This is a genomic window from Pseudomonas sp. Pc102, assembly GCF_018408275.1.
Taxonomy (GTDB): Bacteria; Pseudomonadota; Gammaproteobacteria; order Pseudomonadales; family Pseudomonadaceae; genus Metapseudomonas; species Metapseudomonas tohonis.
Map to the genome: position 1 here is coordinate 4127509 of NZ_AP021905.1, position 13654 is coordinate 4141162.

The 13654-nt window shown below is 66.5% G+C and carries 14 protein-coding genes; 12 read left to right on the plus strand and 2 right to left on the minus strand.

Annotation, left to right across the window (positions count from 1 at the left end; all coding sequences use genetic code 11):
• Window positions 1-45 precede the first annotated feature (45 nt).
• The 8 genes from PHLH3_RS18830 (at window position 46) to PHLH3_RS18865 (ending at window position 9486) form a co-directional block, all read left to right on the plus strand.
• Window positions 46-1611, plus strand: coding sequence for an NAD(P)/FAD-dependent oxidoreductase (locus PHLH3_RS18830; RefSeq protein WP_213625338.1), 1566 nt, complete (start codon window positions 46-48; stop codon window positions 1609-1611).
• Window positions 1608-2495 (plus strand): SDR family NAD(P)-dependent oxidoreductase, encoded by an 888-nt coding sequence (locus tag PHLH3_RS18835; protein WP_173178271.1) that lies wholly within the window; start codon window positions 1608-1610, stop codon window positions 2493-2495. Before PHLH3_RS18830 ends, PHLH3_RS18835 begins: the two co-directional genes overlap by 4 nt.
• Window positions 2496-2920: 425 nt before the next feature.
• Window positions 2921-3829 (plus strand): glutamate/aspartate ABC transporter substrate-binding protein, encoded by a 909-nt coding sequence (locus PHLH3_RS18840; RefSeq protein ID WP_213625339.1) that lies wholly within the window; start codon window positions 2921-2923, stop codon window positions 3827-3829.
• Between the two features lie 193 nt (window positions 3830-4022).
• Window positions 4023-4769 (plus strand): amino acid ABC transporter permease, encoded by a 747-nt coding sequence (locus tag PHLH3_RS18845; RefSeq protein ID WP_213625340.1) that lies wholly within the window; start codon window positions 4023-4025, stop codon window positions 4767-4769.
• On the plus strand, window positions 4766-5434 hold the full coding sequence (locus tag PHLH3_RS18850) for an amino acid ABC transporter permease (protein ID WP_173178273.1): 669 nt from the start codon (window positions 4766-4768) through the stop codon (window positions 5432-5434). The genes PHLH3_RS18845 and PHLH3_RS18850 overlap by 4 nt, the downstream gene beginning before the upstream one ends.
• A complete protein-coding gene (locus PHLH3_RS18855) occupies window positions 5431-6165 on the plus strand; it encodes an amino acid ABC transporter ATP-binding protein (RefSeq protein ID WP_213625341.1) in 735 nt (244 codons plus the stop codon). The genes PHLH3_RS18850 and PHLH3_RS18855 overlap by 4 nt, the downstream gene beginning before the upstream one ends.
• A gap of 94 nt (window positions 6166-6259) precedes the next feature.
• Window positions 6260-8167 carry an ATP-binding protein gene (locus PHLH3_RS18860; RefSeq protein ID WP_213625342.1) on the plus strand — a complete coding sequence of 636 codons (1908 nt, stop codon included), beginning with the start codon at window positions 6260-6262 and terminating at the stop codon, window positions 8165-8167.
• The gene (locus tag PHLH3_RS18865; RefSeq protein WP_213625343.1) at window positions 8164-9486 is read left to right on the plus strand and encodes a sigma-54 dependent transcriptional regulator; all 1323 of its coding nucleotides are present in this window, start codon (window positions 8164-8166) and stop codon (window positions 9484-9486) included. The genes PHLH3_RS18860 and PHLH3_RS18865 overlap by 4 nt, the downstream gene beginning before the upstream one ends.
• Before the next feature lie 136 nt (window positions 9487-9622).
• Here PHLH3_RS18865 and PHLH3_RS18870 read toward each other — a convergent pair whose 3' ends face one another.
• Window positions 9623-10372 carry a 3-oxoacyl-ACP reductase family protein gene (locus tag PHLH3_RS18870; RefSeq protein ID WP_213625344.1) on the minus strand — a complete coding sequence of 250 codons (750 nt, stop codon included), beginning with the start codon at window positions 10370-10372 and terminating at the stop codon, window positions 9623-9625.
• Between the two features lie 144 nt (window positions 10373-10516).
• On the opposite strand from PHLH3_RS18870, the gene PHLH3_RS18875 reads away from it, so the two are divergent.
• The 3 genes from PHLH3_RS18875 to PHLH3_RS18885 all read left to right on the plus strand — a co-directional run bounded on the left by PHLH3_RS18875 (window position 10517) and on the right by PHLH3_RS18885 (window position 12337).
• A complete protein-coding gene (locus PHLH3_RS18875) occupies window positions 10517-11491 on the plus strand; it encodes a LysR family transcriptional regulator (protein WP_213625345.1) in 975 nt (324 codons plus the stop codon).
• Between the two features lie 88 nt (window positions 11492-11579).
• Window positions 11580-11822 carry a hypothetical protein gene (locus PHLH3_RS18880; protein ID WP_213625346.1) on the plus strand — a complete coding sequence of 81 codons (243 nt, stop codon included), beginning with the start codon at window positions 11580-11582 and terminating at the stop codon, window positions 11820-11822.
• A gap of 47 nt (window positions 11823-11869) precedes the next feature.
• Complete coding sequence (locus tag PHLH3_RS18885) at window positions 11870-12337, plus strand: SRPBCC family protein (protein WP_213625347.1); 468 nt, start codon at window positions 11870-11872, stop codon at window positions 12335-12337.
• 69 nt (window positions 12338-12406) lie between these two features.
• Here the strand turns inward: PHLH3_RS18885 and PHLH3_RS18890 are convergent, their stop codons facing one another.
• Window positions 12407-13141 carry a siderophore-interacting protein gene (locus tag PHLH3_RS18890; protein WP_213625348.1) on the minus strand — a complete coding sequence of 245 codons (735 nt, stop codon included), beginning with the start codon at window positions 13139-13141 and terminating at the stop codon, window positions 12407-12409.
• Window positions 13142-13213: 72 nt separating this feature from the next.
• Between PHLH3_RS18890 and PHLH3_RS18895 the strand changes: the two genes are divergently transcribed.
• Complete coding sequence (locus tag PHLH3_RS18895) at window positions 13214-13654, plus strand: MarR family transcriptional regulator (RefSeq protein WP_213625349.1); 441 nt, start codon at window positions 13214-13216, stop codon at window positions 13652-13654.

Sequence of the window (13654 nt, forward strand, 5' to 3'; positions counted from 1 at the left end):
ATACAGCTGTATACGCCACAAAATAAGCATAACAGGAGCTTGGCCATGAACGCGCCCGTATCACCCCCCACCCCTGCCCGCCACTGCAAGGTCGCCATCATCGGCTCCGGCTTCTCCGGCCTGGGCATGGCGATCCGCCTGAAGCAGAAAGGCGAGAACGATTTCCTCCTGTTCGAGAAGGAAGCCGGTGTCGGCGGCACCTGGCGCGTCAACAACTACCCGGGCTGCGGCTGCGACGTGCAATCGCACCTCTACTCCTTCTCCTTCGAGCCGAACCCCAACTGGACGCGGATGTTCGCCAAGCAGGGCGAGATCAAGAGCTACCTCGAAGGCTGCTGGGAGAAATACCGCCTTCAGGACAAGACCCTGCTCGGCACCGAGATCACCCGAGTGGCCTGGAGCGACAGCGAAGAGCTGTGGCACATCGACGACGCGGCCGGCAACCACTACACCGCGCAGTTCGTGGTGTCCGGCATGGGAGCCCTGTCCACCCCCTCCATCCCCCACCTCGACGGCCTGGAGAACTTCGCCGGCAAGCGCTTCCATTCCCAGCAGTGGGACCACGACTATGACCTGGCGGGCAAGCGCATCGCCGTGATCGGCACCGGCGCCTCGGCCATCCAGTTCGTCCCGCAGATCCAGAAAGTGGTCGGCCAGCTCGACCTCTACCAGCGCACCGCGCCCTGGGTCATGCCCAAGCCCGACCGCGCCATCAGCGAGAACGAGCGCTCGCGCTTCAAGCGCTTCCCCATCCTGCAGAAGCTCTGGCGCGGCGGCATCTACGCCGTCCTCGAAAGCCGCGTGATCGGCTTCGCCCTGACGCCCAAGGTGATGAAGCTCGCCCAGCTGGTCGCCAAGGGCTACATCAAGCGCAAGATCAAGGACCCGGCGCTGCGCGCCAAGGTCACGCCCGACTACACCATGGGCTGCAAGCGCGTGCTGATCTCCAACGACTACTACCCCTCGCTGACCCAGCCCAACGTCGACGTGATCACCGACGGCATCAAGGAAATCCGCGCCAACAGCATCGTCAGCCGTGACGGCCAGGAACGCCCGGTGGACGCCATCATCTTCGGCACCGGCTTCACCCCCAGCGACCCGCTGCCGCGCGGCGTGGTCTTCGGCCGCAACGGCGTCGACCTGCTCGACACCTGGCCGGAAGGCCCCGAGGCCTACAAGGGCACCATGACCGCCGGCTTCCCTAACCTGTTCTTCCTCATGGGCCCGAATACCGGCCTCGGCCACAATTCGATGGTCTACATGATCGAATCGCAGATCCACTACGTGCTCGGCGCCCTCGACCTGCTCGACCAGCGCAAGCTGCAGAGCCTGGAGGTCAAGCGCGAGGTGCAGGACAAATTCAACGGCAAGATCCAGGGCAGCCTGGGCAATACCGTGTGGAACGCCGGCGGCTGCAAGAGTTGGTACATCCACCCGGTCAGCGGCCGCAACTGCACCGTATGGCCCGGCTTCACCTGGCGCTTCCGCCTGCTGACCCGCAACTTCGACCCGGCCGCCTACCACTTCAGCCGCATCCAGCCCGTGCATGCCGCCCAGGGCCCGCTGACCTTCGCCGCCCCCGCCGAAACCGCAGAAGGAGTACCGGCATGAAGTCCTTCGAGAACAAGGTCGCCGCGATCACCGGCGCCGGCTCCGGCATCGGCCGCGCCCTCGCCTACGGCCTGGCCCGCCAGGGCTGCCACCTGGCGCTCTCCGACGTCAACGCCGAGGGCCTGGCGGAAACCGCCGCCCAGGCCCGCAAGCTCGGCGTGCAGGTCACCGACACCCTGGTCAACGTCGCCGACCGCGACGCCGTGCATGCCTGGGCCGACCAGGTCGTGCTCGACCACGGCCGTGTCAACCTGATCTTCAACAACGCCGGCGTCGCCCATGCCGGCACCGTCGAAGGCAGCGACTACGCCGAATACGAGTGGATCATGAACATCAACTTCTGGGGCGTGATGCACGGCACCAAGGCCTTCCTGCCGCACATCAAGGCCACCGGCGACGGCCATGTGGTCAACGTCTCCAGCGTGTTCGGGCTGTTCTCCCAGCCAGGCATGAGCGCCTACAACGCCACCAAGTTCGCCGTGCGCGGCTTCACCGAAGCCCTGCGCCAGGAACTGGACATCGAAGGCAACGGCGTCTCCGCCAGCTGCGTGCACCCCGGCGGCATCAAGACCAACATCGCCAAGACCGCGCGGATGAACGACAGCCTCGCCCGGGTCGTGGGCCAGGAAGCAGACCAGGCACGCAAGCAGTTCAATGACCAGCTGCTGCGCACCACCCCGGACAAGGCCGCCTCGGTGATCCTGCGCGGCGTGCTCAAGGACAACCGGCGCATCCTCATCGGCGCCGACGCCTGGGCCCTGGACGGCATGCAGCGCCTGATGCCGACCTTCTACCAGCGCCTGGTCACCACCTCCATGCGCCTGGCCGCACGCTTCGCCCCCAAGCCCCGACGGGAGCGGGAAGCGCAGAACCTGGCGGACTGACCCAACCCGCGTAGCCCGCGCCCGACCCGGCGGCTCCCCGCCCCGGGCTGAAGCCCGGGCTACGCGGTGGTCGTATAGCCCTTATCGTCGGGTTGCACCCGACCTACCTGCACACCCCACGTAGGAGCGAGCTCTGCTCGCGAAGCCCTGCTCTTCCCTGTCACCCCTTCCCTCCTTCACTCCCGTCACGCCCCCATTCCCGCAAAATCCGTTCGGATATCCGAACGATAAAACCCACCAAAGCCGGAACCCCGAACACCCCGCCTCCAAGCCCCTCCAGCCATTAAAAATAAAACCTTATAAATCAATAAATTACAGACAAATCAGTACGACCATACAGATGGCACGCATCCTGCCATTACAGATCCCGACGGCGCCTTACCGCTGGCGTCGATAAGAACAAACAAAGTCGAGGACTGAAACACATGCGTATCCTTCCGAAGGTTCTGGCCGCCGCCATCGCAGCGACCCTGATTTCCGCTCCCGCAATCGCCGAAGAACTGACCGGCACCCTGAAGAAGATCAAGGACAGCGGCACCATCGTCCTCGGTCACCGCGACGCCTCCATCCCCTTCTCCTACCTCGGCACCGAGCCGGGCAAACCGGTCGGCTACTCCCACGACATCCAGCTCAAGGTCGTCGAGGCGATCAAGAAGGAACTGGCCCTGCCGGACCTGAAGGTGCGCTACAACCTGGTGACCTCGCAGACCCGCATCCCGCTGGTGCAGAACGGCACCGTCGACATCGAGTGCGGCTCCACCACCAACAACCTCGAGCGCCAGAAGCAGGTCGGCTTCTCCGTCGGCATCTTCGAAGTCGGCACCCGCCTGCTGTCGAAGAAGACCGCCGGCATCAACGACTTCGCCGACCTCAAGGGCAAGAACGTGGTGACCACCGCCGGCACCACCTCCGAGCGCCTGCTCAAGGCCATGAACGCCGACAAGCAGATGGGCATGAACATCATCTCGGCCAAGGACCACGGCGAATCCTTCCTGATGCTGGAATCCGGCCGCGCGGTCGCCTTCATGATGGACGACGCCCTGCTCTACGGTGAGATGGCCAAGGCCAAGAAGCCGGACGACTGGGTCGTGACCGGCGAGCCGCAGTCCTATGAGATCTACGGCTGCATGGTTCGCAAGGGCGACGAAGCCTTCAAGAAAGTGGTCGACAAGGCCATCGCCGATACCTTCGCCTCGGGCGAGATCAACGGCATCTACGACAAGTGGTTCACCCAGCCCATCCCGCCGAAGAACCTGAACCTCAACTTCCCCATGAGCGATGAGCTGAAGAAGCTGGTCGCCAACCCCACCGACAAGTCGGCCGAAGAAATCTGACGCCACCGCGCCTCCCCCTCTCCCATCGGAGAGGGGCCGGGAGTGACGGGAGCCGGTGCAGGTCGGAAATCCGGACGGCGCAGCTCCCCACCCCTCTTCCGCCAGGGAGAGGGGGTCGCCGGGCATCCGGCAGCCACTCCCCATCCACTGCCTTCAACCGCAGAAAGACAAGAACCCTGAGGGGAAAACCCTGATGAACTACAACTGGGACTGGGGCGTATTCTTCAAGTCCACCGGCATCGGCAGCGAGATCTACCTGGACTGGTTCGTCACCGGCCTGGGCTGGACCATCGCCATCGCCCTCGCCGGCTGGATCGTCGCGCTCCTGCTGGGCTCGCTGCTCGGCGTGATGCGTACCGTGCCCAACCGCTGGGTGTCCGGCATCGCCACCACCTACGTGGAAATCTTCCGCAACGTACCGCTGCTGGTGCAGCTGTTCCTCTGGTACTTCCTGGTGCCGGACCTGTTGCCCGAGCCGCTGGAAATCTGGTTCAAGCAGGACCTCAACCCGGCCACCTCCGCCTACCTCAGCGTGGTCGTGTGCCTCGGCCTGTTCACCGCCGCACGCGTCTGCGAGCAGGTCCGCACCGGCATCCAGGCCCTGCCCAAGGGCCAGCTCGGCGCCGCCCGCGCCATGGGCTTCCGCCTGCCGGCGATCTACCGCTACGTGCTGCTGCCGCAGGCCTTCCGCATCATCATCCCGCCGCTGACCAGCGAGTTCCTCAACATCTTCAAGAACTCCTCGGTGGCCTCGCTCATCGGCCTGATGGAGCTGCTCGCGCAGACCAAGCAGACGGCCGAGTTCTCCGCCAACCTGTTCGAGGCCTTCACCCTGGCCACGCTGATCTACTTCACCCTGAACATGAGCCTGATGCTGCTCATGCGCCTGGTGGAGCGCAAGGTCGCGGTCCCGGGCCTGATCTCCGTAGGAGGCAAATGATGGACTTCAGCGCAATCATCCCCGCCCTGCCCGGGCTGGTCGACGGCATGCTGATGACCCTGCAGCTGATGGTGCTGGGCATCATCGGCGGCGTGGTCCTGGGCACCCTGCTGGCGCTCATGCGCCTGTCGCACAACCCGCTGCTGTCGAAACTCGGCGGCCTGTACGTCAACTACTTCCGCTCCATCCCGCTGCTGCTGGTGATCACCTGGTTCTACTTCGCGGTGCCCTTCGTGCTGCGCTGGATCACCGGCGAGGACACCCCCGTCGGCGCGTTCACCTCGTGCCTGATCGCCTTCATGATGTTCGAGGCGGCGTACTTCTGCGAAATCGTCCGCGCCGGCATCCAGGCCATCCCCCGCGGGCAGATGGGCGCGGCACAGGCCCTGGGCATGACCTACGGCCAGACAATGCGCCTGATCATCCTGCCCCAGGCGTTCCGCAAGATGACCCCGCTGCTCCTGCAGCAGAGCATCATCCTGTTCCAGGACACCTCGCTCGTTTACACCGTGGGCCTGATGGATTTCCTCAACGCCGCCCGCTCCCGTGGCGACATCATCGGCCAGCCGCACGAGTTCCTCATCTTCGCCGGCCTGGTGTACTTCACCGTCAGCTTCGCCGCCTCGCAGCTGGTCAAGCTCCTGCAAAAAAGGTTAGCCGTATGATTTCGATCAAGAACGTCAACAAGTGGTACGGGGAATTCCAGGTGCTGACCGACTGCAGCACCGAAGTCCAGAAGGGTGAAGTGGTGGTCGTCTGCGGGCCGTCCGGCTCCGGCAAATCCACCCTGATCAAGTGCGTCAACGCGCTGGAGCCCTTCCAGAAGGGCGACATCGTCGTCGACGGCACCTCCATCGCCGACAAGAAGACCGACCTGCCCAAGCTGCGCTCGCGCGTCGGCATGGTGTTCCAGCACTTCGAGCTGTTCCCGCACCTGACCATCACCGAGAACCTCACCATCGCGCAGATCAAGGTGCTCGGCCGCAGCAAGGAGGAAGCCACCGCCAAAGGCCTCAAGCTGCTGGATCGCGTCGGCCTCTCCGCCCACGCCCACAAGCACCCCGGCCAGCTTTCCGGCGGCCAGCAGCAGCGCGTCGCCATCGCCCGTGCCCTGGCCATGGACCCGGTGGTGATGCTGTTCGACGAACCCACCTCGGCGCTGGACCCGGAAATGGTCAACGAAGTGCTCGACGTGATGGTGCAGCTGGCCAACGAAGGCATGACCATGATGTGCGTGACCCACGAGATGGGCTTCGCCCGCAAGGTCGCCGACCGGGTGATCTTCATGGACGCCGGCCAGATCGTCGAAGACTGCCCCAAGGAGGAGTTCTTCGGCGATGTCGGCCAGCGCTCCGAGCGCGCCCAGCAGTTCCTCGCCAAGATCCTGCAACACTGATGCGCCGCGCCCCTCTCCCTTCGCGGAGAGGGGCCGCCGCTGCCACCCGCCGCTCGGCGCCGCGCGCCGACTGGCAAGGCCCGGACCACTTATGATGCAATGCCCACCCGCCAGCCTCCGCGCCGTGCCGCCCGCATTGATCGTGAAACCGCGCCTGCTCCGCCACCTCTCGCTGACCCTGCTGCTGATCCTGGCCATGCTCGGGGCCGGCTGGATCGCCTACCACCTCAGCGAACTCTCCGGCATCCGCGCCCTGCGCGAGAACGGCGAGCGCCAGCTGGAACTCCACGCCCGCGCGGTGGAGAGCGAGATCAACCGCTACACCTACCTGCCCAGCCTGCTGGAGCTGGAGTCCAGCGTCAGCCACCTGCTGCTCAACCCCACGCCCTACCGGCGCAACCTGGTCAACGACTACCTCGAAGGACTCAACCGCCGCAGCGGCAACCGCGCCATCTTCCTCCTCGACACCAACGGCCGCGTGCTGGCCACCAGCAACTGGCGCGACGCCGACAGCTTCCTCGGCGAGGACCTGGCCTTCCGCGCCTATTTCCAGCAGGCGGTGAAGGGCGAACCCGGGCGCTTCTACGGCATCGGCAGCACCACCGGCGAGGCCGGCTACTACCTCGCCCATGGCCTGCGCTACCAGGGCCGGATCATCGGCGTCGCCGTGGTCAAGGTGAAGCTCGAAGCCCTGCAGGAGCGCTGGGAAAAGGCCCGCCTGCAAGCCTTCGTCAGCGACGAGAACGGCATCATCATCCTCTCCAGCGACCCCATGCTGCGCATGAAGGCCGTGCGCCCCCTCTCCGCCGAAGACAAGGAGCGCCTGGCCCGCAGCCTGCAATACCACTGGTGGGCGCTCAACGAATGGCAGCCGCGCCACCGCGAGGAGCTCGGCGACGGCCTGGAAGCCATCAGCTTCGCCTCGCCCCTGCCGGGCGGTGGCGAACAGGAAACCGTCTACCTGGCGCAGAGCCGCCCGCTCAGCGATACACCCTGGCACTTCACCCTGCTCTCGCCCCTGGCCGACCTGCGCCGCGAAGCCATCATCCACGGCCTGCTCGCCGCCGCCGGGCTGGCCCTGCTGGCCTTCCTCGGCATCGCCTGGAACGAGCGGCGCAAGGTGCTCGCCACCCGTCTCGCCGCCCGCGAGGCGCTGCTGCAGGCCAACAACGAACTGGAGCGCAAGATCGCCGAACGCACCCAGGACCTGCGCGCCAGCAACCAGCGCCTGATGGGCGAGATCCGCGAGCGGCGGCAGACCGAGGAAAACCTGCGCAAGGCCCAGGACGGCCTGGTCCAGGCCGGCAAGCTGGCGGTGATCGGCCAGATGTCCACCAGCATCGCCCACGAACTCAACCAGCCCCTGGCCGCCCTGCGCACCCTCTCGGGCAACACCGTGCGCTTCCTCCAGCGCGGTGCCCTCGACGTGGCCAGCACCAACCTCACCGCCATCAACGAACTGGTCGATCGCATGGGCCGCATCACCGCCAGCCTGCGCGCCTTCGCCCGGCGTGCCGACGACCATGGCCAGGCCAGCCTGGGCAAGGCCGTGGATGCCGCGCTGTTCATCCTCCACACACGGCTGGAACACACCCCGCTGACCCTGCACCGCACCTTCGCCGATGCCCGGCTGGCCATCGACCAGACCCGCCTGGAGCAGATCCTCGTCAACCTCATCGCCAACGCCCTTGACGCCATGAGCGGCCAGGCCGATTGCCAGCTCTGGCTCGACGGCCACGACGAGGGCGCCACCTACGTCCTGCGCGTGCGTGACAACGGCCCCGGCATCTCCCCGGCCGTGCGCGAGCACCTGTTCGAACCCTTCTTCACCACCAAGCCCGGCGAACACGGCCTGGGCCTTGGCCTCACCCTCTCCGCCAGCCTCGCCACCGCGGCGGGCGGCAGCCTCGGCGTGCAGCACCCGGAAGACGGTGGCACGGCGTTCGAGCTGCGCCTGCCCCAGGTCGCCCGCGCCACTCCCGAAGCGAGCCCCAGCCCATGACCGAGCCGCTCAGCGTCCTCATCGTCGAAGACGACCCCCACGTCCTGCTTGGCTGCCAGCAGGCCCTGGCCCTGGAAGACATCACCAGCATCGGTGTCGGCAGTGCCGAGGAAGCCCTCGAACGGGTGAGCGCCGACTTCGCCGGCATCGTCATCAGCGACATCCGCCTGCCCGGCATCGACGGCCTGGAGCTGCTCGCCCGCCTCAAGGCCCGCGACCGCAGCCTGCCGGTGGTACTGATCACCGGCCATGGCGACATCAGCATGGCGGTGGGCGCCATGCGCGACGGCGCCTACGACTTCATGGAGAAGCCCTTCTCCCCCGAACGCCTGGTGGACGTCGCCCGCCGCGCCCTGGAGCAACGCGGCCTCGCCCGCGAAGTATCCGCACTGCGCCGCCAACTGGCCGGCCGGCAATCCCTGGAGCAGCGCATCATCGGCCGCTCGCCGGCCATGCAGGCGCTGCGCGAGCTGATCGCCAACGTGGCCGACACCGCCGCCAACGTGCTGATCGAAGGCGAGACCGGCACCGGCAAGGAACTGGTCGCCCGCTGCCTGCACGACTACAGCCGGCGCCAGTCCAACCAGTTCGTCGCGCTCAACTGCGGCGGCCTGCCGGAGAACCTGTTCGACAGCGAGATCTTCGGCCACGAGGCCCACGCCTTCACCGGCGCCGGCAAGCGCCGCATCGGAAAGATCGAGCACGCCCACAACGGCACGCTGTTCCTCGACGAGATCGAGAGCATGCCCATGAACCTGCAGATCAAGTTCCTCCGCGTGCTGCAGGAGCAGACCCTGGAGCGCCTCGGCTCCAACCAGCCGATCCCCGTGGACTGCCGCGTGGTCGCCGCCACCAAGGCCGACCTCGACGAACAGGGCAAGGCCGGCCAGTTCCGCAGCGACCTCTACTACCGCCTCAACGTGGTGACCCTGGAACTGCCGCCGCTGCGCGACCGCCGCGAGGACATCCTGCTGCTGTTCGATCACTTCCTGCAGCTGGCCTCGCTGCGCTTCGACCGCGCCGTACCGGAGCTGGACCGCGCCACCGTTTCCAGCCTCATGGCCCACGACTGGCCCGGCAACGTGCGCGAACTGCGCAACGTCGCCGAACGCTACGCCCTCGGCCTGCCCGTGTTCAAGAAGACCGGCCTGGCCCTGGACGGCAACGAACCCAGCTTCGCCGAAGCCGTGGAAGCCTTCGAACGCAACCTCCTGGGCGATGCCCTCGAACGCCACGGCGGCAACCTCAGCCAGGCCGCCATCGCCCTCGGCATGGCCAAGACCACGCTGTTCGACAAGGTCAAGAAATACGGCCTGTGACCGGCTCCTGTGGGAGCGAATTCATTCGCGATGCTCTTCGCGAGCAGAGCTCGCTCCTACCTTCCAAGATCAGCTGGTCTACCCCACAAACGAAAACGCCGGCCCAATGGCCGGCGTTTCCCTTGCACCCGAAGCGTCAGGCCGAGAACCCCCCATCGATGGTCAGGTTGGCACCGGTGATGTAGCCCGCTTCCGGGCCGGCCAGGTAGGCCACGAAGCTGGCGATCTCCTCGGCCTGGCCGTAGCGCGGCAGGGCCATCAGTTGCTTGAGGGAGTCGGCGAAGTCGCCCTCGGCCGGGTTCATGTCGGTGTCCACCGGGCCGGGTTGCACGTTGTTCACGGTGATGCCGCGCGGCCCCAGGTCGCGGGCCAGGCCCTTGGTGAAGCCGGCCACCGCCGCCTTGCTCAGGGCATAGACCGAGCCACCGGCAAAGGGCATGCGTTCGGCGTTGGTGCTGCCGATGGTGATGATGCGACCGCCCTCGCCCATCAGCCGGGCAGCTTCCTGGCTGGCGATCACCACGCTGCGCACGTTCACCGACAGGGTGCGGTCGAGGTCTTCGATGGCGAACTCCTCGATGGGCGCCACCGCCAGCACGCCGGCGTTGTTCACCAGGATGTCGAGGCGCCCGAAGGTATCGACGGTATAGCGGATGGCGCCGCGCAGGGCCTGCTCGTCGCTGCTGTCGGCCTTGACCGCCAGGGCGCGGCCACCCGCCGCTTCGATGGCTTTCACCACCTCTTCGGCGGCCTGGCCGGAGGCGGCGTAGGTCAGTGCGACGGCGGCGCCTTCGCGGGCCAGGCGCTTGGCGATGGCGGCGCCGATGCCGCGGGAGCCGCCCTGGATGAATGCAACCTTGCCGCTGAGCGTTTGAGTCGAGGTCATGATGGTTCTCCAATCGTCTGTAGTGGGATTCGGCTTGGCCGGTTGGCCGCTGCTCGATGACGTGGCCAGTATCAGCGCCGGATTGCCAACCGATAAGCCGGCAATCCGTCTATTCTTTCGATCCAAACGGTTTACGGTGACGCCATGGAAACCCTCAACAGCATCGAATGCTTCGTCCGCAGTGCGGAGGCCGGCAGCTTTGCCGAGGCCGCACGGCGCCTGGGCCTGACGCCAGCGGCGGTCGGCAAGAACGTGGCGAAACTGGAAACCGGGCTGGGGGTACGACTGTTCCAGCGTAGTACGCGCAGCCTGAAACTGACCGAAGCCGGCGAGCGCTTCCTCGCCGAGGTCAGCGGCGGCCTCGCCACCATCCAGGGCGCAGTGGCCAACCTCTCCAGTGCCGGCGGCCAGCCGGCAGGCAACCTCAAGGTGAGCATGGGGCTGATGTTCGGTCGCGAATACATCGTGCCGCTGCTGGCCGACTTCCTCGCCCGCTACCCCGCCATCGTCCCCGACTGGCATTTCGACAACCGCCAGGTGGACCTCATCGGCGAAGGCTTCGACGTCGGCATCGGTGGTGGCTTCGAGCTGCCCCAGGGGGTGATCGCCCGGCAGATCGGCCCTGGGCATCGCGTACTGCTGGCCGCCCCCGGTTACTTCGACGATCGGCCACGTCCGCAGGTGCCGGCAGACCTCGCCCAGCACGACGGCATCCTCCTGCGCTCGCCGCAGACCGGTCGCGTGCGCAACTGGGTATTGCTCAACGAGGCCGGCGACCAGGCGCCCATCGACCTGCGTCCCCGCGCGCTGATGAGCGACCCGGAAGCCGCCTGCCACGCCGCGCGCATGGGCCTGGGCATCACTCTGGTGAGTACCGTCCACGCCGTGCACTTCATCGAGCGCGGCGAACTGCAGCGCGTACTGCCCGACTGGCACGTGCAGACCGACCCGCTGTGCATCTACTTCAGCGCACAGAAGCTGCTGCCGGCCAAGACCCGTGTATTCATCGACCATGTGGTCCAGGCCTTTCGCGAGCAGGGGCTGCCCGAACGCTTCTCCGCACCGAGCGCGGCCTGTGGCGGCCGGGGCCACCAGGCACCGTTGCCATCCAGGCAATAGTCATTATCGAAGTGGGTGATTTTTCCGCCCCAGGGGCCGCGGATAACCTTTGTTCATCAAAGGACAACGCCACCCCAGGGGGCCCGAAATGAATCGCCTGCTCGCCATCGCACTCGCTGCAACCACCCTCATCCTCGCCGGCTGCGCCAGCCAACCGGAGCCGCGCCCGTACACAGATGCCGAGGTCAGGCAGTTCTCCCTGGAGATGCTCAACCGCGCCGGCCTGCCCTACGAGGATTACGAGAAGGTCCGCTCGGCACTGATGAACCCCAAGGTCTCCAGCGCCAGCCGCGACTACGAGGGCGCCTTCATCCGCCGCAACGAGGGCTGATCGCGGGGCTATGCTTGCCGCTCCCCGACCGAGCGAAGGCCCGCCCCATGAGCAGCAGCGCATCCCCGACCGCCCACCGCGAATGCACCACCTCGCGGCTGATCGACGCACCGCCGGCCCGCGTATTCCGCGCCATCGCCGGGCCCGAGCACCTCGCCCGCTGGTGGGGACCCAACGGTTTCAGCAGCACCTTCGAGCTCTTCGAATTCCGCCCCGACGGCCACTGGCGCTTCACCCTGCACGGCCCGGACGGCACCGACTACCCCAATCACAACGTCTTCCGCGAGATCACGCCCGGCCGTGTGCTGATCGAACACCTCTCCGACGACAACCACCACTTCGTCCTCACCATCACCCTCGCCTCCGAGGGCAAGGGCACGCGCGTGGGCTGGCAGCAGGTGTTCGACACCGCGGAACACCGCGAACAGATCGCCGCCTTCGTGCTGCCGGCCAACGAACAGAACCTCGACCGGCTCACCGCCGAAGTGCACCGCGTCGACTGGCCCGAAGCCTGACCCGTTATCTGCTATCTGCTCTTCGTAGGATGGCGTAGAGCGCAGCGAAACCCATCGACAGGGCGCCCACTAGCCCTCCAGATCCTCATGGTGATCCGAGAAGCCTTGCCGCCAGTAGGCCGCGACGCGCATCGCCTCCTTCGGCTGGCCCTTCTCCACCAGCAGGGCGCGGGTGCGGGTCATCATCCCGTGCTCGCCGGCACCCCAGGCGTAGCCTTCGCCTTCGGGCAGCTGCAGGGCGCGCACGGCGGCGACCAGCTCGTCCGGCGTCTCCACCCAGCGCAGGTCGAGGTTGGCAGCACTGCGCATGACGCGGCGATCGGCCTCGGCCAGTTGCACGATGGCGGTGACGCGAGCACCGCCCGGCAGCTCTTCCAGGCGGCGGTGGATCGCCGGCAGCGCGCTGGAATCGCCCACCAGCAGGTGCCAGTCGTAGTCCAGGGGGATGATCATCGAGCCACGCGGGCCGCCGATCAGCGCGGAGTCGCCCGGCTGCACGCGCTCGGCCCATTCGCAGGCGCCGCCCTCGCCGTGCAGGGCGAACTCGAGGGTCAGCTCGCGGCGCTCGCGGTCGAAGCGGCGCGGGGTGTAGTCGCGGCGGATGAGTTCGCCCTGCTCGTCCACGAACATGAACTTGATGTGGTCGTCGAAGGAGGCGGAAACGAAGTCCACCAGTTCGTCACCGCCGAAGGTGACGCTCATGAAATGGGGGCTGATGCGCTCCACGCGGAGCACGTCCAGCTCGCGGCGGCGCAGTTCGTGGCGTATGCGCTGCACGCGGCGGGTCTGTACGGTTTGGTCCATGGGCTGTTGCTCGCAGGATATGGTTGATAACATCAACGATCATAAAAACCACTAGTTGATATTGTCAACCATATGAGTACCGATACTGCCGAGGACGTCTTCGAGTCCATCCACTCCGTCATGCACCTCTACCGCGCCCGCCAGTACCGCACGCTGCGCGACGGTGACCACGACCTCACCCACATGGAATTCAAGGCGCTGAATTTCTACGCCCGCCACCCGGGGGCGACCCAGAGCGAGCTGGTGAACCATTCCGGGCGCGACAAGGCGCAGATCGCCCGGCTGATCCAGGCACTGCGCGGCAAGGCGTTGCTGGAAGGCAAGGCCGACGAAGCCGACAAGCGCAGCATCCGCCTCTACCCCACCGCAGCGGGCACGGCCCTCCACCAGGAGGTGCGCCAGCAGGGCCGACGCCTGAACAAGGTCGCGGTGGAGGGCTTCAGCGCAGAGGAATGCCAGCAACTGCTCGACCTGTTGGCCCGGGTGCAGGCCAACCTCGACGCAGAGCCCTGA

Coding starts and splice junctions, on each gene's coding strand:
- PHLH3_RS18840 (WP_213625339.1), top strand. CDS start 2,921: ATGCGTATCCTTCCGAAGGTTCTGGCCGCCGCCATCGCAGCGACCCTG.
- PHLH3_RS18865 (WP_213625343.1), top strand. CDS start 8,164: ATGACCGAGCCGCTCAGCGTCCTCATCGTCGAAGACGACCCCCACGTC.
- PHLH3_RS18860 (WP_213625342.1), top strand. CDS start 6,260: ATGCAATGCCCACCCGCCAGCCTCCGCGCCGTGCCGCCCGCATTGATC.
- PHLH3_RS18830 (WP_213625338.1), top strand. CDS start 46: ATGAACGCGCCCGTATCACCCCCCACCCCTGCCCGCCACTGCAAGGTC.
- PHLH3_RS18870 (WP_213625344.1), bottom strand. CDS start 10,372: ATGACCTCGACTCAAACGCTCAGCGGCAAGGTTGCATTCATCCAGGGC.
- PHLH3_RS18885 (WP_213625347.1), top strand. CDS start 11,870: ATGAGCAGCAGCGCATCCCCGACCGCCCACCGCGAATGCACCACCTCG.
- PHLH3_RS18835 (WP_173178271.1), top strand. CDS start 1,608: ATGAAGTCCTTCGAGAACAAGGTCGCCGCGATCACCGGCGCCGGCTCC.
- PHLH3_RS18895 (WP_213625349.1), top strand. CDS start 13,214: ATGAGTACCGATACTGCCGAGGACGTCTTCGAGTCCATCCACTCCGTC.
- PHLH3_RS18890 (WP_213625348.1), bottom strand. CDS start 13,141: ATGGACCAAACCGTACAGACCCGCCGCGTGCAGCGCATACGCCACGAA.
- PHLH3_RS18855 (WP_213625341.1), top strand. CDS start 5,431: ATGATTTCGATCAAGAACGTCAACAAGTGGTACGGGGAATTCCAGGTG.
- PHLH3_RS18850 (WP_173178273.1), top strand. CDS start 4,766: ATGATGGACTTCAGCGCAATCATCCCCGCCCTGCCCGGGCTGGTCGAC.
- PHLH3_RS18880 (WP_213625346.1), top strand. CDS start 11,580: ATGAATCGCCTGCTCGCCATCGCACTCGCTGCAACCACCCTCATCCTC.
- PHLH3_RS18845 (WP_213625340.1), top strand. CDS start 4,023: ATGAACTACAACTGGGACTGGGGCGTATTCTTCAAGTCCACCGGCATC.
- PHLH3_RS18875 (WP_213625345.1), top strand. CDS start 10,517: ATGGAAACCCTCAACAGCATCGAATGCTTCGTCCGCAGTGCGGAGGCC.